22 protein-coding genes and 1 pseudogene are annotated in these 22801 nt (G+C 66.0%); 12 read left to right on the forward strand and 11 right to left on the reverse strand.

The window, feature by feature from the left end:
- Window positions 1-187 precede the first annotated feature (187 nt).
- Complete coding sequence (locus C3Y92_RS09080; RefSeq protein ID WP_129351831.1) at window positions 188-802, reverse strand: hypothetical protein; 615 nt, start codon at window positions 800-802, stop codon at window positions 188-190.
- A gap of 169 nt (window positions 803-971) precedes the next feature.
- Between C3Y92_RS09080 and C3Y92_RS09085 the strand changes: the two genes are divergently transcribed.
- From C3Y92_RS09085 to C3Y92_RS09095, 3 genes are all read left to right on the forward strand, one after another.
- Window positions 972-1484: a hypothetical protein gene (locus C3Y92_RS09085; RefSeq protein ID WP_129351833.1), complete on the forward strand. Its 513-nt coding sequence runs from the start codon at window positions 972-974 to the stop codon at window positions 1482-1484.
- 105 nt (window positions 1485-1589) lie between these two features.
- Window positions 1590-1817 (forward strand): hypothetical protein, encoded by a 228-nt coding sequence (locus C3Y92_RS09090; protein WP_006919200.1) that lies wholly within the window; start codon window positions 1590-1592, stop codon window positions 1815-1817.
- A gap of 241 nt (window positions 1818-2058) precedes the next feature.
- A complete protein-coding gene (locus C3Y92_RS09095; protein ID WP_129351835.1) occupies window positions 2059-2541 on the forward strand; it encodes a hypothetical protein in 483 nt (160 codons plus the stop codon).
- A gap of 4 nt (window positions 2542-2545) precedes the next feature.
- On the opposite strand, the gene C3Y92_RS09100 is transcribed toward C3Y92_RS09095, so the two are convergent.
- The 3 genes from C3Y92_RS09100 to C3Y92_RS09110 all read right to left on the reverse strand — a co-directional run bounded on the left by C3Y92_RS09100 (window position 2546) and on the right by C3Y92_RS09110 (window position 6313).
- Window positions 2546-3601: a polysaccharide deacetylase family protein gene (locus C3Y92_RS09100; RefSeq protein WP_129351837.1), complete on the reverse strand. Its 1056-nt coding sequence runs from the start codon at window positions 3599-3601 to the stop codon at window positions 2546-2548.
- A 219-nt stretch (window positions 3602-3820) separates the two neighbouring features.
- Entirely contained in the window at window positions 3821-4897 is a 1077-nt protein-coding gene (locus C3Y92_RS09105) for a D-alanyl-D-alanine carboxypeptidase family protein (RefSeq protein WP_129351839.1), read from the reverse strand.
- Window positions 4898-5137: 240 nt separating this feature from the next.
- The gene (locus tag C3Y92_RS09110) at window positions 5138-6313 is read right to left on the reverse strand and encodes a hypothetical protein (RefSeq protein ID WP_129351841.1); all 1176 of its coding nucleotides are present in this window, start codon (window positions 6311-6313) and stop codon (window positions 5138-5140) included.
- Window positions 6314-6605: 292 nt separating this feature from the next.
- On the opposite strand from C3Y92_RS09110, the gene C3Y92_RS09115 reads away from it, so the two are divergent.
- Window positions 6606-7232 carry an MBL fold metallo-hydrolase gene (locus C3Y92_RS09115; RefSeq protein ID WP_129351843.1) on the forward strand — a complete coding sequence of 209 codons (627 nt, stop codon included), beginning with the start codon at window positions 6606-6608 and terminating at the stop codon, window positions 7230-7232.
- A 444-nt stretch (window positions 7233-7676) separates the two neighbouring features.
- On the opposite strand, the gene C3Y92_RS09120 is transcribed toward C3Y92_RS09115, so the two are convergent.
- From C3Y92_RS09120 to C3Y92_RS09135, 4 genes and pseudogenes are all read right to left on the reverse strand, one after another.
- Entirely contained in the window at window positions 7677-9182 is a 1506-nt protein-coding gene (locus tag C3Y92_RS09120) for a carboxypeptidase M32 (RefSeq protein WP_129351845.1), read from the reverse strand.
- On the reverse strand, window positions 9179-9928 hold the full coding sequence (locus tag C3Y92_RS09125; RefSeq protein WP_129351847.1) for a hypothetical protein: 750 nt from the start codon (window positions 9926-9928) through the stop codon (window positions 9179-9181). Before C3Y92_RS09125 ends, C3Y92_RS09120 begins: the two co-directional genes overlap by 4 nt.
- 77 nt (window positions 9929-10005) lie before the next feature.
- Window positions 10006-10758, reverse strand: a complete 753-nt coding sequence (gene modA / locus C3Y92_RS09130) for a molybdate ABC transporter substrate-binding protein (protein WP_129351849.1) — start codon at window positions 10756-10758, stop codon at window positions 10006-10008.
- A gap of 114 nt (window positions 10759-10872) precedes the next feature.
- Window positions 10873-12312 (reverse strand): annotated as a pseudogene (locus tag C3Y92_RS09135) (outer membrane homotrimeric porin).
- 199 nt (window positions 12313-12511) lie between these two features.
- Here C3Y92_RS09135 and C3Y92_RS09140 point away from each other — a divergent pair.
- A complete protein-coding gene (locus C3Y92_RS09140; RefSeq protein WP_129351851.1) occupies window positions 12512-13855 on the forward strand; it encodes a TrpB-like pyridoxal phosphate-dependent enzyme in 1344 nt (447 codons plus the stop codon).
- Window positions 13856-13944: 89 nt separating this feature from the next.
- On the opposite strand, the gene C3Y92_RS09145 is transcribed toward C3Y92_RS09140, so the two are convergent.
- Entirely contained in the window at window positions 13945-15129 is a 1185-nt protein-coding gene (locus tag C3Y92_RS09145) for a TOBE domain-containing protein (RefSeq protein ID WP_129351853.1), read from the reverse strand.
- Window positions 15130-15392: 263 nt separating this feature from the next.
- Here C3Y92_RS09145 and C3Y92_RS09150 point away from each other — a divergent pair, with 263 nt between their 5' ends.
- The 7 genes from C3Y92_RS09150 (at window position 15393) to C3Y92_RS09180 (ending at window position 19859) form a co-directional block, all read left to right on the forward strand.
- Window positions 15393-16106, forward strand: coding sequence for an alpha/beta fold hydrolase (locus C3Y92_RS09150; protein ID WP_129351855.1), 714 nt, complete (start codon window positions 15393-15395; stop codon window positions 16104-16106).
- Between the two features lie 80 nt (window positions 16107-16186).
- A complete protein-coding gene (locus tag C3Y92_RS09155) occupies window positions 16187-16975 on the forward strand; it encodes an ATP-binding cassette domain-containing protein (protein WP_235669668.1) in 789 nt (262 codons plus the stop codon).
- A gap of 121 nt (window positions 16976-17096) precedes the next feature.
- On the forward strand, window positions 17097-17825 hold the full coding sequence (gene modA / locus C3Y92_RS09160; protein ID WP_129351857.1) for a molybdate ABC transporter substrate-binding protein: 729 nt from the start codon (window positions 17097-17099) through the stop codon (window positions 17823-17825).
- A 94-nt stretch (window positions 17826-17919) separates the two neighbouring features.
- Window positions 17920-18609, forward strand: coding sequence for a molybdate ABC transporter permease subunit (locus C3Y92_RS09165; protein ID WP_129351859.1), 690 nt, complete (start codon window positions 17920-17922; stop codon window positions 18607-18609).
- A 112-nt stretch (window positions 18610-18721) separates the two neighbouring features.
- Window positions 18722-18967, forward strand: a complete 246-nt coding sequence (locus tag C3Y92_RS09170) for a FeoA family protein (protein ID WP_129351861.1) — start codon at window positions 18722-18724, stop codon at window positions 18965-18967.
- A gap of 21 nt (window positions 18968-18988) precedes the next feature.
- On the forward strand, window positions 18989-19231 hold the full coding sequence (locus tag C3Y92_RS09175) for a FeoA family protein (RefSeq protein WP_129351863.1): 243 nt from the start codon (window positions 18989-18991) through the stop codon (window positions 19229-19231).
- Window positions 19232-19397: 166 nt separating this feature from the next.
- A complete protein-coding gene (locus C3Y92_RS09180; protein WP_129351865.1) occupies window positions 19398-19859 on the forward strand; it encodes a C-GCAxxG-C-C family protein in 462 nt (153 codons plus the stop codon).
- A 106-nt stretch (window positions 19860-19965) separates the two neighbouring features.
- Here C3Y92_RS09180 and C3Y92_RS09185 read toward each other — a convergent pair whose 3' ends face one another.
- Both C3Y92_RS09185 and C3Y92_RS09190 read right to left on the reverse strand, forming a co-directional pair.
- The gene (locus C3Y92_RS09185; protein ID WP_129351867.1) at window positions 19966-22011 is read right to left on the reverse strand and encodes a HAMP domain-containing methyl-accepting chemotaxis protein; all 2046 of its coding nucleotides are present in this window, start codon (window positions 22009-22011) and stop codon (window positions 19966-19968) included.
- 83 nt (window positions 22012-22094) lie between these two features.
- Entirely contained in the window at window positions 22095-22799 is a 705-nt protein-coding gene (locus C3Y92_RS09190) for an ABC transporter ATP-binding protein (protein WP_129351869.1), read from the reverse strand.
- Window positions 22800-22801: the final 2 nt, after the last annotated feature.

Raw genomic sequence — 22801 nt, forward strand, 5'->3', positions numbered from 1 at the left:
ATGAGTGTCCTCCTGGAAGCAGTGCGTGTCGGATGCTGGAAACGGCCGCGCCCCGGCCCGGGGCCTCGGCGGACGGGTGGCGGCCCGTCCGTGAGCGCGGCGCATGATAGGCCGGGGGGCGGTTTTGTGTCAACAAAACGTCGCTTTTGCCGGTTGGAAACCGGCCGAAATCACGGGCTTTCCTGGGCTACTGGGGCAGCAGCCAGGAGTCGTCCACGTCAAAAAGCGGAAACGCCGGCTGGGGTTCGGGCGTGCCCTTGATCATGGCGTCGTAGCAGGCCTTTTCCCGATTCATGGCGCTATTGTCGCTTATGCGGATGACGTTGCCCGAGGGCGAGTCGTCGCCGGTCAGTTCAAAGTGCTCAAGCAGAACATCAAGGCCTTTGGTCTTGTTGGCCCCGAAGACCCAACGATAGCCCTTGTATTTCGAGCCCTTGGGGGCAGGCAGGGGCTGGGGCACGCCGTAGCGGTCGGTAAGCTGGCGCACGAGCTTGTCAAAAAGCGCCTTGGAGCCGTCCTTGTATTGCAGGCGCACACGCTCCACCCGGTTCTGGGTGGCGCAGCCGCCCAAGATGACATAGCCGGCGGCAAAGCCCTTGGTGGGCTTGAGGTTGGCCCGCACCAGCCAGGGCTTGTCCCACAGGGGGGCGACCCGGGCCAGATCCAGGCGGTCGCGCAGGTCTTCGGCGTTGGCCCCGATGGCGATGCCGGCGATCTGGTTGGGGGCGTCGGCGGCCCGGGCCGGGGCGGCGGCCAGGACGAAGGCGAGGGCGAGGCAGGCGGACAGGACCAATGGGCGCATGGGCGGCTCCTTTTCCGAAGGGATGGCGTAACGGGTCCACCCAAAAAACCGCAATGCCGGGCATTGTCAAGGCCGCGCCGCCCTTGCCTGGGGCCGCGCCATGGCGTAGGACAAAGCCTCGGCCAATTCCCGGGCGGTTTCGTCCGGTTCGATTTCAAGGAGAATGAGAATGTCCAAAAAATCCCTGGTGTTAGCCGCCCTGATCGTTAGCATGTCCTTTGGCACGCTGGCCGACGCCGCTTCCAAGACCCCGACTCCGGTCCAGGCCCAGCCCCAGGCCGTCGCCGTCGGCGGCGGTTCCGCCACCTTTGCCCACAGCTGGTCCGTCTACACGGACAAGGAAAAGCGCTCCTTCCTGTTTGGCCTGGCCACGGCCGTGCGCCTGATGTGCACCGACCTCAGCACCCGCCAGAAGGACGCCAAGGGCGGACCGGGCGTGGAGCAGACCTTCCGCGACTGCTTCAACGCCTACGCCGGCATGGACCCCGACGCCGTGGTTTCAGCCATGAACGCCCTGTACGCCGATCCGAAAAACGCCATGATCCCTATCGACGGGGCCTACATGATCTCGCTGATGAAGGTGCGCGGCGACAAAGTGGACGACATCATCGTCCAGGCCCGCAAGTACGGCGAAGGCCTCAAGAAAGAGATCGACCAGCAGCGTCAGAAAGGCGGCCAGTAGGCCCGGCGCGCGCCGCCTTGCCCCGGCCTCCGGGATGGTTATCTTGGAAGGGTAAGCAGCGGTTTTTGCCGCAAGCTTCCTGAGCCTTGAGCCAAGGAGGCGCGTATGTGGATATGGGTTGCGCGCTGGCTCGTCCGGCCCGGTCGGGAAGAAGCCGTCAGACAGGCGGCGGAAAACGTCCGCCGGCACTGGCAGGAAGTCAGCCTGGACGTGGGTTTCGATCCGGCCAGGAACGTGACCGTGGCCGAAAGCGACAAGGAAATCCGGGTGGGCGTGAGCGAAGAGCTCGACGCCACGTTCCGCGAGGAACCCGGAGAATGGCGCTACTACTAGATAACCGCGACGGGGGGCCTGAAGATCCAGGCTCCCCTTTTTTGGGCCACCGCTACGGCATCCCCAATCGCAACAACTCGGCGCGGCGGGCCGGCGGCAGCGGTTCGTTGCCTCGCCCCCTCGCCTTGCAATGGTTGTCAGGGCGATAGCGTTTTTCTATGGTGTCACATATTTCGTTAGGCATTGTCCGAAGCCGGACGCCCGTTGCCGGCGGGCCAACGTCGATCCCCAAGGAGGCTCCATGAATCGTGTGTTCGCCCTGGCCTTGGCCGTTTTGCTGGGAACCTTGCTGGCCGCCGGACCGGCCTTGGCCCAGGAAGCCAAGGCGAAAAAGGAAAAAACCATTCCCCATCTGGTGGGCGTGTGGAAAGGCACATCGGAAGGCGTGGCCATGGGCGCGCTGGGCCATGTGGACGCCGCCGCCGCGCCGACTTTCGTGAAGGTCGATTGGACGCTGACCATCGACAAGCAGGAAGGCCGGGCTTTTTACGGCACGAAAGCCTCGTCCCGGGGCAAGGAAACGGTGGTCGGCGTGGTGGACGGAGCCCAGGTCGCCCTGGCCGACGACGACGGCACGTACGTCGGCAAGCTCACCAGCCCCAATCGGCTGATCGTTCGCTACCTCGAAGCCGGCAAGGCGTCCAAGGTGGCCAGCATCACCTTGTATGTGCGCGAGCGCGACCCGGAAGCCGGCCAGACGCCATCGGCCGCGCCGGCCCAGTAGCCGGTTATTTCACCTGCGACGAAGAGGCGGGCTGGGGCGTTGGCCTCGGCCCGCTTTTTTTGCGCGGATGCACCGTGCCGTCGCCGAAGACGGCGTCGTACTGGGCCGTGTCGCCGGGATGGCCGTCGTAGCAGTCCGAGGCGGCGATGGGACGGCCGCCGGCCAGCAGTTCGCTGACCGTCACCAGGGCATAGCCGCGTTTGCGCAGTTCGGCCACAAGCGCCGGCAGGGCTTCGGCCGTGCCGTGGCCGTTGCCGTTGGCGTGGCCGATGACGATGTCGCCGGGGCGCACGCGTTCCAGGGTCGTGCGTAGGATGCGTTCGGGCGTGGAAAGGGGATCGGGATCCCCGGTGGTCAGGCTCCACTGCACGGCGGCAAGGCCCAGGTCGGCCAGCAGGGCCAAGGCTTCGGGCCGACAGCGGCCGTAGGGGAAGCGGAAGAGCGCAGGTGCTGCCGGCACGCCGTCCAGGGCCGCCTCGGGCAGGCCGCGCTCCCGGGCCAGCACGGCCAGTCTGGCCCGCAGGGCGGCGTACTCGGCCTGGGTCCAGACTATCTCGCGAACCATGTCCCGGTCGTCCAGGCGGCCGAAGTTGCCGTGAGTCCAGGCGTGGTTGCCGATCTCGAACAGGGGGTCGCTCATGAGCTGCATGGCCCGCAGCGGGTGGGAACGCAGCCACTTGCCGCCGACGAAAAGCGTGGCCTTGGCATTGGCGGCGCGCAGGGCGTCGATGACCCCGCCGTCGTAGCCCGAAGTCTGGTCGGCCAGTTCGCACAGGTCAAAGGTCAGCGCGATACGTTTGTCGCCGTGGGTGTCCACCCGGCGCAGCGATCCGCGAAGGGCCGGCGGCAGCGGCGGCAGTTCCGGGGCCACGGTGGCCTCGGGCGGCGAGCGGTCGGGCTCGTGCACCCGGCCGGACTTTTTTTCGCCCGGGTTGGAAGCCAGCTCGGCCGGCGTCCACAGGGCGGCGAAAAGCGCTTCCCGGTCATGGCCGGCCCCGGCGGAAACAGCGGCGGCAAGCAGGCAGGCAAGGCACAGGGCGGCAAGGCCGAAACGTCCCACGGCAGGCTCCTTGGCGTTTGGAAAACGGCGTGTACGGGGCAAGTGGCCCGGATACGTGGCATGGCGGGTGCGGCCTTGGCAAGGCCCAAGGCGGCCCAAACGCGGCGGAAGCGCCTCGGTCAGGGGTCGATAGGCGCAGGAAAGGCCGCCGTTCGGGAGGAGTTCGGGCGGCGGCCGCAAACGGTGAGGCGAGGACGGAAACGATCTGTCGCGGCCGGTCTAGCGGCTGGCCACGTGTTTGGCTTTGCCGGAGGCTTTTTTCTGGGCGGTCTTGGCGGCCTGGGCCTTGTCGGCCTTGCGGGATTTCTTGACCGTGGCTTCGCGGGCGTCGAATCGGGCCGACGCGCCGCTGCGGGCGCTGACCTTGGCGTGGCGGTCGGCCTTGGCGACCTGCATGGCCTTGGCGTGGCGTTTGGCGGAGGCGCGCTTGGACAGGGACTTGGCCGGCTGCTCGGGCTCGGGCATGTCGCAGGCCGCGACCATGGTCTGCACGGCCCCGGAGAAGGAGGCGTCGAGGATGCGGGCGGCTTCGCGATTGCGCACCTGCTTGGTGCGTCCGCCCAGCACCACGGCGATGACCCGGGAATCGCCGCGCTTGGCCGTGGCGATGATGTTGTAGCCGCTGGCGTCAACATAACCGGTCTTGATGCCGTCCACGCCGTCGCAGGAACCGAGCAGGCGGTTGGTGTTGCCGTGGACCGAGCCGTTGTGGTTGATCTCGGTGGTGGAGTGGTAGCGCAGGGCTTGGGGGTAGTGGCGCAGATAGCTGACGGCCAGCTTGGTGAGGTCCCGAGCCGTGGTAAACTGGCCGGCGGCGGGCAGGCCGTTGGGATTTTTAAACGTGGTGCCGGTCATGCCCAGTTCCCGGGCTTTGCGGTTCATGAGGCCCACAAAGGCGGGCACGCCGCCGAAATGTTCGGCCACGGCGATGCAGGCGTCGTTGCCCGAGGCCACGGCCATGCCGCGCATGAGTTCGTCGAGGGTGACGACTTCGCCGGCGCGAAGCCCCATGGTGGAGCCTCCGGTCCTGTCGGCGCTCCGGCTGACCTTGACGCGGTCAGCGAAGCTGGCCTTGCCCGAGGCCACGAGGTCGAAGACCACGTACATGGTCATGACCTTGGTGAGCGAAGCCGGGGGAATTTGCCGGTCGGCGTCCTGGCTGTACAGCGTCCTGCCCGAGCCGTACTCCGTGACCAGGGCGGATTTCACGGCCAGCTTGCCGGCGTTTTTGGCCGGAAAGGCCGTTCTCGGCCCGATCAGACACAGCAGGATGAGCAAGAAGAGTACGCGGCGCATGACGCCTCCCTGTTTCAAAAAGTGATGCCGATGTCCCTGAAACCGTGGCTTCCCCCAGCCGTCGTCAGGGCAGCATGATCCATGCCATCAAACGCCGCGCAAATGGCCGAACTGCGCCATTAAACCGGTATGTCGCTGGTTTTGCGGGAGCTTGAAAAGACGTCTCCGACAGCCTCCGGCCGGGACGTCCGAGCAGGGCGGACAATCGTTTACGATTGTCAAACGAGGCGTTTAATATTCTCAAACACTGACCCTGGCAAGGACCAATCGGCGCAAGGCGTTGATTTTCTCCAGATACTCGGTGCGGTAGGCCTCGCCGTTGGCGACAAACGCGGCGGCGCGCTCGGCGTGGACGTCGCACCAGCCGGCCAAGGCGGGAACCGGGCGGCGCGCGCCGTAAGCCCGCACCATGTGGAGCAGGTTGTGGCAAACCGGCATGTGCGGGGCGGCCTCGACAAGCAGTTCCGTGAAGTCCTCCTCGGGGCGCGCCAGGAAGTTGCCCACGGCCCGGGCCGCGCGGTAGTTGGAACCGGAAACGAGGTGTTCGAGCAGGGCTTTGCTGTCTAGGCGTTCGGGCGACCAGGTCCCGTGCCAGGCCTCGGGCACGGACTCGTCCGGCAGATACTCGGCCCGGCCGGCCGACAGCGTCCGGACGATGGCCGCCACCAAGGCCGGCCAGAGGCTGCCGGCATGTTCCAGGTCGCGGGCCATGGCCGCAAGGCCCTGGTTTGGCTCGTCGGCGACGCGCAGGAAAGGAAAATGGGCCTCCACCGGCAGGGCCGAGCGGGCAAAAACGCCGCCCATGATGCGGTCGGCGTCCAGGAAAGTGACTCCGGGCAGGGCGTCGGCCCAGGCCGCGAACGGCCTGGCCGGGCCGCTCCAGAGGGCGTCCCAGCCGTCGAGATAGGAGTGGGGGGCGGGACCAAGGCCGGGATAGTGGCCCAGGCGGCCGATGACGAGGATGGGCACGCCCGGCAGACGGTCGCGAAACAGCAGGAGCATAGCCGCGAAACGATTGAGATAGCCGGCCGGATTAGGCACGATGGCGTCGAAATGGCGCTCCATGGCCCGCTTGAGGCCGGGCTTGCGCTCCAGGGCGGCCGGGTCGAGATAAAAACAGTACTTGGCTTGTTTGTGGAGCAATAGCGGCCGGTTTTCATGGAAAAGATTGACCACCAGGGCTTCGGGCCGGGGCGTGGCCGGCGGCGGCGCAAACTGGTCGGCCAATTCCCGGGTGTGCAGGTATTCCCCGACTTTGGCCCCGGCGATGAGATCAGTAACAAGCCGCGGCACGGCTCCTGGCGAGGCGGTTAGGGTCAGGGGCGAGGCTAGGGAGGCGAACGAGACGTCTAGGCCGGCGGCGGCCGCCGCCTCGGCGCAAAACTGCATCTGGCAGTTGCCGCGAAAAAGGATCATCTTCGGCCTCCAGGCTCCTGAGGGTTCACGAAAAGGCTTGCTCTTTCGCCTTGTGCGGCATCCCTTGGCAGCTCATGGCATTATGCATGATGCGCAAAGCTCCAGTGCGTTGCGCAGGGCGCAGGCGAGGCGCTTTCGAGGTCGCGACACAAGCGGCAGGTGTCCCCGCATGTGGTCAACGCCTGACGCGTCAGGGGATAAAACGCGCCAGACACGCAGCGGCGGCATCCGTCGCCGTTTACGGCAAGGGGCTTGCAAGCGCCTTGTTGCGGAACTTTATTGCCGGTAGCCTATGTACATCAAGACGTTTTCCATGCGGCCCTACGCGGTCAACAGCCACCTCGCCTGGATCGACTCCGGCGAGGCCATCGTGGTGGACTGCGGCGGCGAACCCGAGCGGATGCTCGACGAGATCTCGGCCCGAAAGTTGCGCCTTGGCGCGGTGCTGCTTACCCATCTCCATCAGGACCATATCCTGGGCGTGGCCCGGCTCATGGAAGCGACGGGCGCGACCGCCCTGGCCCCGGCCGCCGACGTCGCCGTAGCCGGCCAGCCCGGTTACGGCCTCAATATGCCCATGCCGGACGTGCCGCTTTTTGCCTTCAAGCCCGTCCCCTTGGGCCGGGCGATGTTTCTGGGCGAACCCTGTCTGGTCCTGCCCGTGCCCGGCCATACGCCGGGCCATGTGGTGTATTTTTTCCCCAAGTCGTTGGCGGCCTTTACCGGCGACACGCTCTTTCGGGGGAGCGTGGGGCGCACGGACAGCGCCTATGGCGACGCCGAACTGCTGCTGCGGTCCATCCGGGAGCGGCTGCTCGTCTTGCCTGAGGCCGTGGAGATCTTTCCAGGCCATGGTCCGTCCACGACGGTGGGGCGGGAAAAGGCCGAGAGTCCCTTTTTCGCGCCGAAAACCTTGTAATTTCGCCAATATCGGCGTGAACTCCGTCGCCCTGACCGGCGACGCCGGCCAGCTGCAACGCCGTGGCCGATGTCCTGGCCGGATAAAGAGAGACGGCCCGCGCCGATCACGCCCAAGACCGGGCCAGCCAGCCCAGCCACGGGCCGCAGCCTGCGGCGCGCCATCAGCTTGGGCAAGGAGCAAGCGCAAAAAAAGCGCGTCCTGTCGGTCGCGCTTTTCTTCGGCCGAAACGGCCGAAAAGCCCATGATCTCAGCTTGGCGGCAAGCCTGCCGCCCCGTGTTCTTCAGGAATGCAGGCGCAAAATCCCGCAACCCAACGCACTGTCTTCCTTTCGCCCCAACTCCCGCCCACCGTCGCAAGCAAGCTCCCTTTCTCCCTTACCCTTTGCAGATAGGGGGTCCGGGGGGCTTAGCCCCCCGGCCGCCGGAGGCATTCTTCCTCTCTTACACCCCATAAATCGCCGCAGCCTTGGCGCGCAGGTGGCGCACCAGGGGGGCGGCGGTGGGGTCCTGGCCGGTGGCGGCGGCGATGAGCGTCCGGGGGGGCAGTTGGCGGCCCTTGGCGTGGATGTTGACGTCAAGCCACTGGCGCAGGGGCGCGAAGTCGCCGGCGGCCATGCGTTCGGGCAGGTCCGGGATGGCCCGGCCGGCGGCTTCGAACAGGCAGGCGGCGTAGATGTTGCCCAGGCTGTAGGTGGGGAAATAGCCGAACGCGCCGGTGGACCAGTGGACGTCCTGGAGGCAGCCCAGGGCGTCGGTGGGCGGGGTGAGGCCCAGGATGGCTTGGGATTTTTCGTTCCAGGCCCCGGGCAGATCGGCCACGGCGAGATCACTGCGGATAAGGGCCAGTTCGAGTTCGAAGCGCAGGATGATGTGGAGATTGTAGGTGGTCTCGTCGGCGTCCACCCGGATGAGCCCGGGCCGCACCGCGCCCACGGCCTTGACCATGGCCTCGGGGGAGGTGTCCGCCAGTTGGGGGAAGCAGGCGGCGGCCAGGGGCGTGACGTGTTGCCAGAAGGGCAGGCTTCGGGCCACTTGGTTTTCCCACAGCCGGGACTGGGATTCGTGGACGGCGAAGGAAGCCGGTTCGCCCATGGGCGTGCCGTAGTGGCCGTTGCCCACGTGGCCAAGGCTATAGAGGGCGTGGCCGGTCTCGTGGACGGCTCCGAAAAAGGCCTTGGTGAAGTCGGCTGGGTCGAAGCGGGTGGTGATGCGGGCGTCGCCGGGGCCGATGAGCGTCGAGAAGGGATGGGCCGAAACGTCCAGGCGCGAGGCGGTGGGCGACAGGCCGATAAGCGCCGTCACCTGGCGCAGGAGTTTTTCCTGGGCGGCAATGTCGTAGGGGCCGTCCGGGAGATCGGCCGGGGCCGGGGCGTCCTTGATGCGGCCGAGGATATCGACGGCGGCGTCGCGCAGTTCGGCCAGGACCGGGGCGATGGCAGCGGCTTTTTCGCCGGGCTCGTAGAGGTCGAGCAGGGCGTCGTAGGCTTCGGTCTGGTAGCCGAGGGCCTGGGCCTTTTCCCGGGACAGGTCGAGCAGCGTTTGCAGATGGGGGGCAAAGGCTTGGAAATCGTTGTCCTTGCGCGCCAGTTCCCAGGCCCGCTGGCCGGTGCTGGCGGCCTGGGCCAGGGCCACGGCCAGGGCTTCGGGGATTTTCACGGCCTGGTCGTAGTCGCGGCGCAGCTCCCGGATGTTGGCCGCCTCGGGCGTGGCCGGGGCGGCGGTCAGTTCCGAGCCTTCGCAGGCGGCCAGCCACTGGCCCATGGCCGGATCGCAGGCCCGGCGGTGGAGGATGGCGGTCAGGGCCCCGATCTGGTTGGCCCGGCCGGCATGGGCCTGGGCCGGCAGCATGACCTGCTGGTCCCAACCCAGCAGGCTTAAGGCGGCGATGATGTCGGCCGAGGCCCGGCTGTGGGCCAAAAGGGCGTCATAAGCTTCGCGGGCGGTCATTTCTTGGCGCTCCTGGCCGGGGCCTTGGCTCCGGCGGCTTTGCGGGCGGCGAGCATGCGCTCGTAGAGGGGCTGGTAGAAAAAGCTGACGTCGCCTTCGTTTAAGTCGCGGTGGTAGGCGCAGTAGATGTTGACCTCGCCGAGCTGCCAGGCGTGGTAGAACTTGTCGCGGTTTTCCTGGGTCGGCGGGCCGTAGGCGCGGGTCAGGCCGGCCAGGGCTTTTTCATAGGCGGCCTGGCCGTCGAAGTTGATCCAGACATGGTAGAACTGGTCTTTGAAGAATTCGTAATAGGCGTCGCGGATGGGCGCGCCGAGGATGTCCTTGGGGCCTTGGGGCCAGAGGTAGGTGGCGGTGGCGGACTCGGCCGAGGTCTCGTACTGGGCCATGCCCGATTGGGAGGCGGCTTGGGCGCCCCAGGTCAAGCCGCCAAAGCCGGTGGGCGCGCCGGAGGCCAGTTCCGTCGGAGCGAGGGAAACAGTCAGGGCGGACGCTGCCGGCGGCGTGGCCGGTGGCAAGGGGGCGGCAGGCGCTGGCGCGGCCGGTTTGGGCGGTTGCGCCCCGGGCGCGCCGGGGGGCGGCGTGGGTTTGGCTGCTTGGGCGCTGGCTGGTTTCTTGGCCGGCTGGTTGATGGGCGTCCCGCCGCTGACGGGCTTTTCGCCTTGTTTCGGAGCGGTGCGGGCGGCCGGGGAACAAGCGGCGAGGGCGATGACGAGCAGGATCGCGGCGAGGCGCGGAAAAAAGGGCATGGGACACTCCGGACGAGACGGTCGATACGCTGCGGCAATGTAGCCAAAGCGCCGGGGAAAGGAAAGGGACGCGGCGTTTATTGTTGGGGCGGCGGCGCGAAGCCGTAACGTCCCAGCGTCGCAACGCCTTCGGGCGAGGCGAGGTAGTTGATGAAGGCGGCGGCCATCTTGGGATCGGCCGCCTTGGCGGCCACGGCGGCCACGTAGGTGACGGGCGAGGGCAGGGGAACCGGCGCGGCCACGGCCACGGCCCGGCCGGCGGCGGCGTCGGTGGCGTAGACGAAGCCGGCGTCAATTTCGCCCTTGGCCAGGGCGGCCAGGACGTGGCGCACCGAAGGGTAGTAGACGAGCTTGGAGGTCAGGGCGAACCACAGGGCCTTTTGCTGCAAGGCCCGCTTGGCGTAGCGTCCGGCCGGCACGGATTCGGGGTTGCCGACGCCGATGCGGCGCACGCCGCCGCGAGACAGGCTGTCGAGATTGTCCACTTTGGCCGGATTGCCGGCCGGCACGGCCAGCACCAGGTCGTTTAGGGCCACCACCCGCCGCGTCGCGCCATCGACCCGGCGGCGGTCCACGGCCAGGGTCATGGTCTCAGGGTCGGCGCTGACGAACACGTCGCAGGGCGCGCCCGTGCCCAGGCGTTCAAGCAGCGTTCCCGAGGCGGCGAATTCCAAGGCGAGGGTGTCGCCGGGATGGGCGGCCTCGAAGCCGGTTTTGCAGTCGGCCAGGGCGTTGGTGAGGCTGGCGGCGGCGAAAACGGTGATGGAGCCGGCCGAGGCCGGGAGACTGGCGGCCAGGACAAGCAGGAGGGCGGCGAACAGGCGTTTCATGCGGGAACCCCGAAGAGGCGTTTGCACCATTGTATCGCATGGCGGGCTGATACAAAAGGGCCGGCCGGGAGCGTTTCCCGACCGGCCCGCTCAATTATGTGGGCAACAAGGGGTCTAGTACCAGTACTTGAGGCCCAGGGCCACCTTCCAGGCGTCCTGGACGTTGCCGGTGAAGTCGCGGGAGGTGGTGTTCCAGACGCTGCCCTTGGGGTTGCCGTAGTGGGCCCAGCCGGTTTCCATGACCAGCGCCAGGCTCTTGTCGTAGATCCAGTACTTGGAGTCGATGTTGACGCCCAGCAGATACTCGCCGATGGCCAGGTCCTTGCCCATGGTCAGGTACTTGCCGTTGCCGCCGGAAGCGGTGACGGCCTTGCGCAGGCCGGCGGCGGAGTTAGTGCCCCAGGCGGCGGCAAAGGTCACGACGTGGCTGAGCTTGTCCATAAACGAGACGTTGTCCAGGGAGGCGGACAGACCCCAGGAGCCGATGGGGTTGGCCAACATGGTGTCGTTGGTGAATTCCTGGCCGCTCTGGTACAGGAACGAACCGCCCATGCCCCAGTAGTTGGCGATGGTGGGGATGCGCTCGGAACCGTTGCGGATGCTCGAATCCTCGCCCGAGCTCCACCAGCCGCCGATCATGGGGGTCATGAAGGTCAGCCCGGTGTACTTGACGCCGCCGTCAATGAACCAGCCGCGACGCTGGTTGCGCTGGCGGTCGCCCATGGCCCCTTCGCCGTAGATCACGTCGCCGTAAAAACGCACCGGGTCGAGGGCGTCGACCTCGAACATGGAGCCGGCCCACCAGTAGTTGGACTGGTTCTGGTTGTAGCCCGAGGGAGACAGGAAGTAGCCGCCCGAGACCACGCCGTACTTGATGGAATCAACGGTCAGGCTGGACTTGCCGAACACGCTGGCCATGGCCCAGGGCGTGGCCTTGAAGCCTTCCAGGGTGATGGGCAGGGTCAGGAAGAAGGCGTCGAACTCGTCGTCCACCTGGGTGGTGGTGGTGTCGTAGGTGCGGTTGGCGTCGATAAGGCGGGTGTAACCGGCGTTGGCGGTCAGCGTGTCCTTGATCAGCGGGGCCTTCACGGTCAGGGCGGCGAAGGTCTTGTTGTTGTTCTTGGAGGCCAGGATGGGCGAATCGTAGAAGATCGCGGCATGGGGCAGGGAGATGGGCTGCAGGCCGGCCGTCACCTGGATGTCGGTGTCGGGGACCTTGAACTGGAGATAGGCTTCCCAGACGGTGATGGAGACATCCGGGTTGGCGGCGGTGAAGGTGCCGGTACCTCAGGTCTGGTCGCCGACCATGGTGGCCAGGCGGAATTTCACGGCCTCGCTGGCCACGAAATCGGCGCGCAGGCGGAAACGCTCCCAGATTTCAAGGGTGTCTTCGGTCTTGGTTCCGGTGGCGTTCCAGGAAGTCCAGTTGCGGTTCTCGAAGAACATGCCGTAGACACGGGCGTCGCCGGCCATTTTGACTTCCGTGGCCGCGTTGGCTCTGGCCGCGCCCAGGGCGAGCAGGCAGCAGACCAGGCAGAGCAGAATCTTTCGCATCGATACTTCTCCGTAGCTTGATGGGGTTGTCTCCGAAAAGGGCCTGGGGACGATGGTTGTGTATGTTACGGTTCTGAAATTGACAGGACAACGAATCCGTGGTTAGGTAAAACAAGCCGAGATGTCGGCTTTGTCTTTTTGGATAAAGAGCCGCCCTGGCGGACCGGGGGGCGAAATTACTCGTAAGGTGGAGAATTGCATGGAGATGAAGATCAATCTGCCTGAGGCGGAGATGCCGACGCAGTGGTACAACGCCCTGCCCGATCTGCCCACGCCCCTGGCCCCGCCCCTTGATCCCCAGACCAAGGAGCCCGTGACTCCCGAGCAACTGGAAGTCATCTTTCCCAAGGCCGTCATTGAGCAGGAAATGTCGCCGCAGCGGTGGCTGCCCATTCCCCAGCCGGTGCTGGACGTCTACCGGCTCTACCGTCCCACGCCCCTGGTGCGAGCCAAGCGCCTGGAAGAGGCTCTCGGGGTCAAATGCAAGATCTATTATAAAAACGAATCCGTTTCGCCGGCCGGCTCCCACAAGCCCAACACCGCCATCCCCCAGGCCTTCTACAACAAGGCCGAGGGCGTACGCCGGCTGGCCACGGAGACCGGGGCCGGCCAGTGGGGCACGGCGCTGTCTTTCGCCTGTTCCATGCTGGACATGGAATGCACGGTCTATATGGTGAAGGTGAGCTACGACCAGAAGCCGTATCGGCGTATCCTCATCAACGCCTATGGCGGCGAAGTCTTTGCCTCGCCCTCCAACCGCACCCAGACCGGCCGGGCCATGCTGGAAAGCGACCCCGACTGCACCGGGTCGCTGGGGCTGGCCATTTCCGAGGCCGTGGAAGACGCCGCCACCCATGGCGACACCAAGTATGCCCTGGGCAGCGTGCTCAACCACGTGCTGCACCACCAAACCATCATCGGCCTGGAAGTCGAGAAGCAACTGGCCATGGTCGGTGACAAGCCGGATTATCTGGTGGGTTGCGTCGGCGGCGGCAGCAACTTCGCCGGACTCGTCCTGCCTTTTTTGCCGCGAAAGCTGGCTGGCGAGGCCATCGAGTTCATCGCCGTGGAGCCGCAAGCCTGCCCGACCCTGACCAAGGGGCAGTTCCGCTACGACTACGGCGACGTGGCCAAGCTCACGCCCCTGCTCAAGATGCACACCCTCGGCCACGCCTTCATGCCGGCCCCCATCCATGCCGGCGGGCTGCGCTATCACGGCGACGCGCCCATCGTGTGCAATCTGGCCGCCGAAGGGTTGGTGAACGCCCAGGCCTACTACCAGACCGAGTGTTTCGAGGCGGCCAAGCTGTTCCTGCGCACCGAGGGCTTTCTGCCCGCGCCGGAGACCTCCCATGCCATCAAGGGAGCCATCGAGACCGCCAAGAAGGCCAAGCCCGGCGAGTCGGTGGTGTTCCTCTATTCCGGCCATGGCCTCCTCGATCTAGCGTCCTACGACGCCTTCCTGCAGGGCAAATTGTCCGATTTCGCCTACCCGGAAGAACATATCGCCGAGGCCCTCAAGGCCTGCCCGACCGTCGGGTAAAGCGATTCCCGTCGCCGCCCATACGGCGGCGGGGCCAGGCAAGAACGGCAGCCCGCCGGACCACGGTCCGGCGGGCTTTTTTCATGCGGTTACGGGATGTTGATGATGACGCTGAAGGCCTTGAAGGAAAACCACACCATGTCGCCTTCCTTGAGGTCCAGGCTTTCCACGGACTCGGCGGTAATCAGCGCGCACATGGGCGTGCCGTCGAGGAGCTCGCCCATGATCTCCACGGCCACGCCGTCGCCCCGAATGCCCGTGACCTTGCCGGAAAAACAGTTGCGGGCGCTGGTCTTGGCCTTGTTTTCGTCCTTGGCCAGAAGCACCCACGGGGCTTTGACCAGGGCGGTCACCGGCTCGGCCTCGGACAGGCCCAGGCGGTCGAAACTCTCGTTGGTGATGACCGCCACAATCTCCTGGTTGGTGGTGGTGGTCATGGAAATTTCCGTGAACAGCGGGCTTTTGCGCACGCTCGAAACGGCTCCGAAAAACGTGTTGCGGGCGCTGGTCTTCATGCGGGTCTCCTTGGCGACGCATCGGCTGACGATGCGTTGGCAGTCGGCGTCGGAAAACGAACAGTAGATGGAGGTCAAGACCACGCTGGAATGGCCGAGCATCATATGCACCACGGGCAGGGGGACGCCGCTGCGCAGCAGTTCCACGGCTCGGGAATGGCGCAAGGCCGTGGGACTCACCCGTCCCGGCGGCAGTCCGGCCCGCTTGGCCTGCTCGTAGAGCTTGCGGCGCACGAAGCCGGGGTCGAGGCGGAACAGCTCCCCGCGCAGCGCCCGGTTGATGGGGGCCGAAGCGAAACGCTCCACATCGTCCAGGAAATCACGCGGCATGACGACCTTGCGGGCGGCCTCGCCGTCGTGGCTGGCGGGAAAGCGCACCGTGCACTTGGTGCGGTCGATGTCCGTGCGTTCGTTGACCGCCAGCACCTCGCCGAGCTTGGCCCCGCTTAAGCGCAGCATGGCATAGACCAGGCGCATGCGCTCCCTGGCGCGGCGGATCGACGGCGTGCGGGCGGCGTCGCGCCAGACGACAAAAGCCTTGGTCAGGCGATCAAGTTCGTCGGCGTCGAGGTAGCGGATGCCGGACGGCACGCTGAACAGGGCGACCTGGCAGGCGGCGGTCCCGCGCGGCGTATGCCGGGGTGGGGCGTCGAGATCCTTGCGGGCCAGGGTCGCGCCGGCATGATCGCACAGGCGTCGCAACGTGGGGACGTCCAGGCGATTGACGAGATCGAATATGGTTTCTTCAGCGGTGGTCATGGTTGCATTGTGTAACGAAGCAGCTATGCATTGTAAAGCATATGTGCTTTCTGTCACGAATAATACTCTGCACGTGTCAGTAGTTGCTTGGATACTGCGTGAACTGTCACTGGTTTTATATTTGCCGTGTCGCCGCTTTGCTCTGTGACACGCGAAATGTAAAAGTCATGACGCTTCACTTTGTCGAAAAATACGGTATGCCGCAGGGGTGAATTGGTCCGCGACCCGCAGGGCGAGGGCCGGGAAGTCCCAAAGGAGGCGTCATGGCGACGTTTGTCTGCATCCACGGAGCATTTCAGGGCGGTTGGGTCTGGCGGGAGGTCGCCAAGGCCCTGGCTGCCCTGGGGCATGAGGCCTTGGCCCCGACATTGTCGGGTTGCGGCCATCTGGCCCACGCCCAGGGGCCGGGCCTGGGCCTGGCTACCTATGTTCGCGACGTCGAACAGTTTTTCGAGCTTGAGGATCTTGAGGAAGCCATCCTGGTCGGGCACAGCTACTCCGGGCTCATCTGCGCCGGAGCCCTGTCCGCCATCGCGCCGCGTCTGTCCGGGCTGGTCTACGTCGACGCGCTGCTGCCCAAGCCCGGCGACAGTTTTGCCGGCATGGCCGGCGAGCCGTTTCGGGCCATGCTGGACGCCCGGGTGCGCGACGGTTGGCAGGTGCTGCCCTGGGAAGCGCCCCTGTTCGGCGTGGCCGGCGACGCCAGGGAGTCCTGGTTCCTGTCGCGGCTGTTCCCGTTCCCCCTGGCCGGGTTCACCGACCCCACGCCAGACGCGCCGCCGGCCTGGCCGGCCAAGCGCCACTATGTGCGCTGCGCCGCCAACCCCAACCCCATGCTGGCCGCCAACGCGGCCCGGGCCGAGGCGGCCGGGTTCGCCATGCAGGCCATGGACGCCGGTCATTGCCCCCAGATCACGGCTCCGGTGGAGCTGGCCCGAGTGCTGGCCGGGATCGCCGAGACCATTGTCGCGGCCTGATGGCGCGTGTCCGGCAAGACGAGGTTGAGCGCCTTGCCGGCGCGAAGCCCTATGCTGCATTTGAGGACGGGACGCGAGAAATGTTGCACGCCAGGGTCGTCAAACGGCTGCCGCACTTCACCCTCGAGGCGCAAATCCGCTGCCCGGCCGCGGCCGTCACGGTTCTTACCGGGCCTTCGGGGTCGGGCAAGAGCACGTTGCTGCGGCTCTTGGCCGGCCTCGACGACCCGGACGAAGGCGTCATCGGTCTTGGCGACGTCGTCTGGCGCGATACGACGGCCGGGGTGCGGCTGCCGGCCCGGCGACGCGACATTGGCCTGGTCTTCCAGGAGTATTCGCTTTTTCCCCATATGACCCTGGCCCGCAACGTGGCCTATGCCGCCGTGGACGCAGCTTACGCCGACGAGCTGCTGGCGCTTTTCGGGATACGCCACCTGGCCGGGGCCAAACCGGCGGCCATGTCCGGCGGCGAGCGCCAGCGCGGGGCCATCTGTCAGGCCCTGGCCCGCCGGCCCCGGGCGCTGCTTCTGGACGAACCCTTTTCGGCCCTGGACGCGGCCACCCGTCTGGCCCTTCGCGCCCAGCTCCTGGAAGTGCGGGATCGCTTCGGCATCCCCATCGTCCACGTCACCCACGACCTGGCCGAGGCGGCCCAGCTCGGCGATGCCATCGTGTCCATCAACCAGGGTCGCCTGGACCCGGACTGGTTCGATCGCCAGCTCGACGTCCATCTGCGGGAGCAGGAGGCGCTCCTGGCCCGGCGCGGCATTGGCCGCGCCGCAAACGGCACAAGCCGGCAAGGCGAAGATGCGGGCGGGGCGGCGCTGTGCCGCGGTGTTGCGAACTCGCCCCGCCAGCCGAGGCTGTAATCAACGGGGCTTGCGGGAGCGTTCCAAGGTCCGGCCGCTGTCCCGGGCCGGAAGACCATGTTGCGTCATGCCGTGAACAGTGCGGCCCCAGGCCGCGTCAAACCTCAAGGAGCAACGGACGATGCGACGGATTGCCTGTCTGTGCGCGGTCCTGGCCGCCACATTGTGTCTGGCCGTTTCGGCCCTGGCCCAAACCTTCACCGTGGCGGCCGGGGCCGGCTACAAGAAACCCGTCACCGCCCTGGCCAAGGCCTTCGAGGCGGCCGGGGGCGTCAAGACCGACCTCATCTTCGGCAATATGGGCCAGCTCATTCCCCAGGCCAAGACCAGCGGGGCCATCGACGTGCTGGTGGGCGAGAAGGGCTTTCTGGAAGGGGCCGGCTTGCGGTTCAGCGGGGCCGTCCCGCTTGGTCGCGGCGTGCTGGTGGTGGCCTGGCCCAAGGGCAAGACCCTGGCCGCGCCGGGGGACGTGGTCAAGCCCGAGATCAAACGCCTAGCCATGGCCGACCCGGCCAAGGCCATCTACGGTAAGGCGGCCACGCAGTATTTGCAGAAAGCCGGGCTGGACAAGGCCGTGGCCGACAAGCTGCTGGTGGTGGCCACCGTTCCCCAGGTGACGACCTACGTCCAAAGCGGCGAGGTGGACGCCGGATTCGTCAACCGCACCGACGTCATGGATCTGGGCGAGGCCATCGGCGGCTACCTGGAAATCGACCCCTCACTTTACGAACCCATTGATCTGGCCGCCTTGCCCTTGGCCGAGGCCAAGAATACCGAAGCCATCAAGGCCTTCGCCGCCTTCCTGGAGACTCCCCAAGCCCGGGAAATCCTGAAAAAACACGGTTTGTAATGCCACGATTAGGCATCAACCCCGGGGCCGTCCGGCCCGTGACGGCGGCGCGGGCAGGGCTTTCCCGCGCCGCCCGCCGCCGGAGGGGGCGGGCATGATCCCGACAACGCTTGCGGCCACGGCCTCCGACCCGGACGTCCTTTTCTCCATCCGGCTGACGCTGCGGGTCATGGCCGTGGCCGTGCCGCTGTTTTTCCTGCTTGGCGTGCCGCTGGGCTATGTGCTCGGCCGGGGGCGGAGCCGTCTGGTGGCCGCCCTGGATGTGATCGTGTCGCTGCCCTTGGTCTTGCCGCCCATGGCCGTGGGGTTTTTTCTCCTGCTGCTTCTTGGTCGAAACGGACTTTTCGGCGGGCCGTTGGGCAAACTCGCCGGCATGGAGATCGTCTTCGGCTTTTCGGGGCTGGTGGTGGCGGCGGTGATCTCGGGACTGCCGCTCATGGTGCGGCCGGTGCAGGCGGCGGTGCGTGGCGACCTCACGCGGCTCATGGAACTTTCGGCCGTGCTCGGCAAATCCTCGGCCGAGACCTTCGTGCGGGTGGTCCTGCCCCATTGCCGCCGCAGCGTGGCCGCCGGCATGTTTTTGGCCGTGGGGCGGGCCCTTGGCGAGGTCGGGGTGAGTTTGCTCCTTGGCGGCGACATCATTGGCCGCACCAACACGGTGTCGCTGGAAATCTACAACGCCGTCTTTTCCGGCCAGTACGACCGGGCCGGCTATCTGGCCGGACTGTTATGCCTGGTCTCCCTGGCCCTGACCTGGCTGCTCAAGCGGACCGGCCGGGGCTAAGCGGGGTGGGCATTTTGTGACGAAACAGTGACTGCTGTTGCGTGTTGGCGACAAAAGAGCTTGACAATCATTCTCACCAAGCCTAGTATCCAGGCATAGCAAGGAGATAGGCATGGCCCCGTACGGTCCGCTTTCCATTTTTCCGCCCGGCAGCCGCGTGCGCGTCGAGACGTTGTGCGATTGTCCCCGGGCGCGCGGAAGGCTGTGCGCCATGGGCATCACGCCCGGCACGGTGGTGGAGATCACTTCCTGCTGCGGCGGACCGGTCTGTTTGCGGGCCAGAGGCGCGTGCCTGACTTTGGGACACGGGCTGGCCGAGAAGGTGTACGGCCGCTTGGACGCCGTCGCCACGGCTTGAACGGCCGAGAGAGGAGCGAGAATGGACCAGCAGGCAACCATCGGCATGCGCCAGTTAGAGGTCGGCCAAAAGGCCCGCATCGTCAGCGTGGGCGCTTCGGGAGAAATGGGACGACGCATCCGCGACATGGGGCTGGTGCCCGGCACGGAAGTCGCCGTCATCGGCCGCGCGCCGCTGCGCGACCCGGTGGCTATTCGCCTCAAGGCCTTCACCCTGACCCTGCGCAACAGCGAGGCCGATCACATTACCGTGTCTCCGCTGTAGGGTTTTTCGACGTACGCTTGTGTCATTGGCCGGTCGCCCTTGGGCGACCTTTTTTTGTTTTCGGCCGGGGCTGTTTGCGGCGTCTTGCCTGCGGGATAATGTCGGGGTATGGCCTGCCGGACGGGGACAAGGTCCGGGAAAGGGCCGCATCCCCCAGGAGGACGCCATGGCGGATCAGGATATTGCCGGGAAGGCCGGGGAACATTTCGCCGCCGGTTGCAACTGCGCCCAGGCCGTGTTGCGCTCTTATGCCGATCGCTACGGCCTTGACGTCGACACGGCCGTGCGTCTGGCCACGGGGTTTGGCGTGGGCATGGGGCGCGGCGGGGCCTGCGGCGCGGTTTCCGGCGCGGTGATGGTGCTGGGTCTGGCCGGAGGCGGCGGCGGGCCGGACGGCGCGGCGGCCAAGGCCGCTACCTATGCCCGGGCCCGGGAATTCTACGACCGCTTTCTCGAACGCCATGGGTCGCTCATCTGCCGCGATCTCATGGAGCTTGATCCTTCGACTCCCGACGGCCTGGAGCAGGCCCGACGCGAGGGGCGCTTTACCACCCGCTGCAGCCGCTATGTGGGCGACGCCGCCGCCATTGTCGCGGCCATGATTGAGAGTCTGCCGCCGCGCGTCTGACGTCCGGGGACTCCAGCTTTTGGTCAAGCGGAGCCTCAACAATCGAAAAAAGCCCCCGCGTTGCCTTGGCAACGCGGGGGCTTAGTGTTCGTGGGAAACGACCGGCCTAGAACCGTTCGAAGTCGTCGTCGGTTTCCTTGTCCAGATTCAGGGACAGGCCGGCTTTGGCGGCGGCAGGCCGGGCTGGCGGCCTGACCACCGGGCGGGACGATTTGCGGCCGGCGGCCAGGGCCTTGGGCGCGCTTGGCCGGCGGGTCATGGCGTCGAGGCGGAAGTAGGACACGGTATCCTGGAGCTGCAGGGCCTGGCTCGACAGTTCCTCGGCGGTGGAAGCCATTTCCTCGGAGGCCGAGGCGTTTTGCTGCACGACCTGATCGAGCTGCTGGATGGCCCGGTTGACCTGCTCGGCTCCGGAATTTTGCTCCACGCTTGAGGCCGTGATTTCCTGGATGAGTTCGGTGGTGCGCTGGATGTCCGGCACGATGCGGGCCAGGAGTTCGCCGGCCTTTTCGGCGATCTGGACGCTGGACGAGGAGAGTTCGCTGATTTCGCCGGCCGCGTTGCCGCTGCGTTCGGCCAGCTTGCGCACTTCGGCCGCGACCACGGCGAAGCCCTTGCCGTGCTCGCCGGCCCGGGCCGCCTCGATAGCGGCATTCAGCGCCAGCAGGTTGGTCTGGCGGGCGATTTCCTCAATGATGCCGATTTTTTCGGCGATCTGCTTCATGGCGCCCACGGTCTTGGCCACGGCTTCGCCGCCGCTTTGGGCGTCGGAGGCGGTCTTGAGCGCCATCTGTTCGGTCTGCTTGGCGTTATCGGCGTTCTGGCGGATGTTGGCGGCCATTTCTTCCATGGACGAGGAGATTTCCTCGACGCTGGCCGCTTGTTCGGTGGCGCCCTGGGACAGACTCTGGGTGGTGGCCGAAAGCTCCTCGGAACCCGAGGCCACGTTCTCGGCCCCGGACTGCACCTGACCAACCACTTCGCGCAGCTTTTCGATCATGTGGCGCAGGGCCTTGGCCAGATCGCCGATCTCGTCTTTCTGATCAATGTCGATACGCTGGTTGAGGTCGCCGGCGGCCAGGCCTTCGGCGGCCCGCACGCCCAGGAGAATGGGCCGCGTGATCATGCGGGATATGACGATGCCAAGGAGCAGGGCCAGCACCACGCCCAATCCGATGCCGATGATGGAAATCATCCTGGCCTTGGCAGCAGCGGCCTCGCCTTCGGCCTGGCTTTTCTCGGCATCGGCTATGGACAGGGTCATGAGCCGGTCAAGGAGTTCGAAACAGCGGACCTGCTTGTCGCGCACCGTGACCATGGCATCCTGGCGCATCCGGGCATAGATTTCCTCGACCCGTCCCACTTCGTCGGCCATAAGGTTGAACTGGGCCACGGTCTGTTCCACAGGCTCGTGGATTTCCGTGCGTATAAGGGCCAGCATCTCTTCCTTGGGAGCGTTTTTGGCGGCCATTTCCTTGAGTCGAGCCACGCCGCGATGCAACTTGTCGTGTACCTGGCGTAAGTCTTGAACCGCTTTTTTGAAGACCGGATTATTGATGTTGCGTCCGGTTGAGGCCATCCATTGCCCGAAATTGCATTGCTCGGGGTTGTCGCCGCCGGCCAAGGGCTTGCCGGAAATGGCCAACCCGTAGGCGTCGTCAAGGAGTTTGTAGTGGTCGCCGCGGAACAAATAGATTTTCTGGCGTATTTCCGTCGGATCGTCGATGTCCGACTTGTCCCACTGCTTGGCCAGTTCGAAGGTTTCGTTGTTGATCTTGACCCATTCCTGCCAGGCCGGGCCGAATTCCCGCCATACGCGCTCGGCTTCGGGGGATTTGGGCAATTTATCGTACTCGTCCCAGGCTTTGCGGTAGGTGTCGCGCACCCGGGCGATATTCTCGTACTGCCGCTCCCGGTCTTTCTTGTCGAGCCCGGGAATGAGCAGGCTGCGCTGCGCCACCCGGACTGTCTCGCCCGCGATCTTGATCAATTGCAGATCGCGCACGGTGGGCAGGCTGACGTCGGTGACCGTTTCCAGGTGGTTGGATACGGTGGAGAGGCCGGACAAGCCGACTAAACCGACTATAAGGGTGATGGCCGCCGTGACGAGAAAGCCGCCGACCAGTTTGACCCCGAGTTTTAAGTTGCGCATGTAACAATCTCCTGCGGTTCCGTCTGGCTTGTTCCCATATCGACGAAATAATACATTTACCTAAGGGGACGCAGGAAGATTTGTCAAACGGTTGTGCTTGGCGCGGGAGCGGGCGTCCCATTGTCGGCCGCCAGCCTGCCGTCGGCGATTTCCACCAGGCGTCCGGCCATGCGGGCGTAAAGCGGTTCGTGGGTGACCAGCACCACGGTGAGGCCTTCCTTGTTGAGGTCGGCCAGGATGTCCATGATCTGGCGACCGGTGCCGCCGTCCAGGCTGCCAGTGGGTTCGTCGGCGAAAAGCGCCCGGGGTCGGGTGACCAGGGCCCGGGCGATGGCCACGCGCTGCTGTTCGCCGCCGGAGAGCTTGCCCGGCAGGCGCTTGGCCTTGTCGGCAAGGCCGACCCGGTCCAGGCATTCCAGGGCAAAGGCCTTGCGTGCGGCGTCCACCGGCCGCCAGCCCGAGAGAAAGGGGGTCAGCACGTTCTCGAAGGCGGTGAGGTAGGGGAGCAGGTGGTGCATCTGGAAGACCATGGAGAAGTCCGTGGCCCGCAGTTTGTCTCGCTCCCGGGCGGACAGGGCGGCCAGGTCGCGGCCTTGGTAGAGCACCTGGCCGCCGTCCGGGGTGAGCAGGCTGGAGAGGATGTTGAGCAGGGTCGATTTGCCCGAACCCGAGCGTCCGACCACAGCCACGAATTCGCCGGCCGTAACGGTAAGTGACACGCCGCGCAGGGCCGGGGCGTTGCCGGCCTCGCCGGCGAAAGTCTTGACGATGTCCTTGGCGACTAGCATTG

The sequence above is a fragment of the Solidesulfovibrio carbinolicus genome (genome assembly GCF_004135975.1).
GTDB lineage: Bacteria > Desulfobacterota > Desulfovibrionia > Desulfovibrionales > Desulfovibrionaceae > Solidesulfovibrio > Solidesulfovibrio carbinolicus.

Excerpts from the sequence above, each read along its gene's own strand:
- C3Y92_RS09105 (WP_129351839.1), bottom strand. The coding sequence starts at position 4,897 with ATGCGCCGCGTACTCTTCTTGCTCATCCTGCTGTGTCTGATCGGGCCG.
- C3Y92_RS09090 (WP_006919200.1), top strand. The coding sequence starts at position 1,590 with ATGTGGATATGGGTTGCGCGCTGGCTCGTCCGGCCCGGTCGGGAAGAA.
- C3Y92_RS09085 (WP_129351833.1), top strand. The coding sequence starts at position 972 with ATGTCCAAAAAATCCCTGGTGTTAGCCGCCCTGATCGTTAGCATGTCC.
- C3Y92_RS09095 (WP_129351835.1), top strand. The coding sequence starts at position 2,059 with ATGAATCGTGTGTTCGCCCTGGCCTTGGCCGTTTTGCTGGGAACCTTG.
- C3Y92_RS09145 (WP_129351853.1), bottom strand. The coding sequence starts at position 15,129 with ATGACCACCGCTGAAGAAACCATATTCGATCTCGTCAATCGCCTGGAC.
- C3Y92_RS09155 (WP_235669668.1), top strand. The coding sequence starts at position 16,187 with ATGTTGCACGCCAGGGTCGTCAAACGGCTGCCGCACTTCACCCTCGAG.
- C3Y92_RS09180 (WP_129351865.1), top strand. The coding sequence starts at position 19,398 with ATGGCGGATCAGGATATTGCCGGGAAGGCCGGGGAACATTTCGCCGCC.
- C3Y92_RS09185 (WP_129351867.1), bottom strand. The coding sequence starts at position 22,011 with ATGCGCAACTTAAAACTCGGGGTCAAACTGGTCGGCGGCTTTCTCGTC.
- C3Y92_RS09120 (WP_129351845.1), bottom strand. The coding sequence starts at position 9,182 with ATGACCGCCCGCGAAGCTTATGACGCCCTTTTGGCCCACAGCCGGGCC.
- C3Y92_RS09110 (WP_129351841.1), bottom strand. The coding sequence starts at position 6,313 with ATGATCCTTTTTCGCGGCAACTGCCAGATGCAGTTTTGCGCCGAGGCG.
- C3Y92_RS09125 (WP_129351847.1), bottom strand. The coding sequence starts at position 9,928 with ATGCCCTTTTTTCCGCGCCTCGCCGCGATCCTGCTCGTCATCGCCCTC.
- C3Y92_RS09140 (WP_129351851.1), top strand. The coding sequence starts at position 12,512 with ATGGAGATGAAGATCAATCTGCCTGAGGCGGAGATGCCGACGCAGTGG.
- C3Y92_RS09115 (WP_129351843.1), top strand. The coding sequence starts at position 6,606 with ATGTACATCAAGACGTTTTCCATGCGGCCCTACGCGGTCAACAGCCAC.
- C3Y92_RS09165 (WP_129351859.1), top strand. The coding sequence starts at position 17,920 with ATGATCCCGACAACGCTTGCGGCCACGGCCTCCGACCCGGACGTCCTT.
- C3Y92_RS09175 (WP_129351863.1), top strand. The coding sequence starts at position 18,989 with ATGGACCAGCAGGCAACCATCGGCATGCGCCAGTTAGAGGTCGGCCAA.
- C3Y92_RS09170 (WP_129351861.1), top strand. The coding sequence starts at position 18,722 with ATGGCCCCGTACGGTCCGCTTTCCATTTTTCCGCCCGGCAGCCGCGTG.
- C3Y92_RS09150 (WP_129351855.1), top strand. The coding sequence starts at position 15,393 with ATGGCGACGTTTGTCTGCATCCACGGAGCATTTCAGGGCGGTTGGGTC.
- C3Y92_RS09080 (WP_129351831.1), bottom strand. The coding sequence starts at position 802 with ATGCGCCCATTGGTCCTGTCCGCCTGCCTCGCCCTCGCCTTCGTCCTG.
- C3Y92_RS09190 (WP_129351869.1), bottom strand. The coding sequence starts at position 22,799 with ATGCTAGTCGCCAAGGACATCGTCAAGACTTTCGCCGGCGAGGCCGGC.
- modA (WP_129351857.1), top strand. The coding sequence starts at position 17,097 with ATGCGACGGATTGCCTGTCTGTGCGCGGTCCTGGCCGCCACATTGTGT.
- modA (WP_129351849.1), bottom strand. The coding sequence starts at position 10,758 with ATGAAACGCCTGTTCGCCGCCCTCCTGCTTGTCCTGGCCGCCAGTCTC.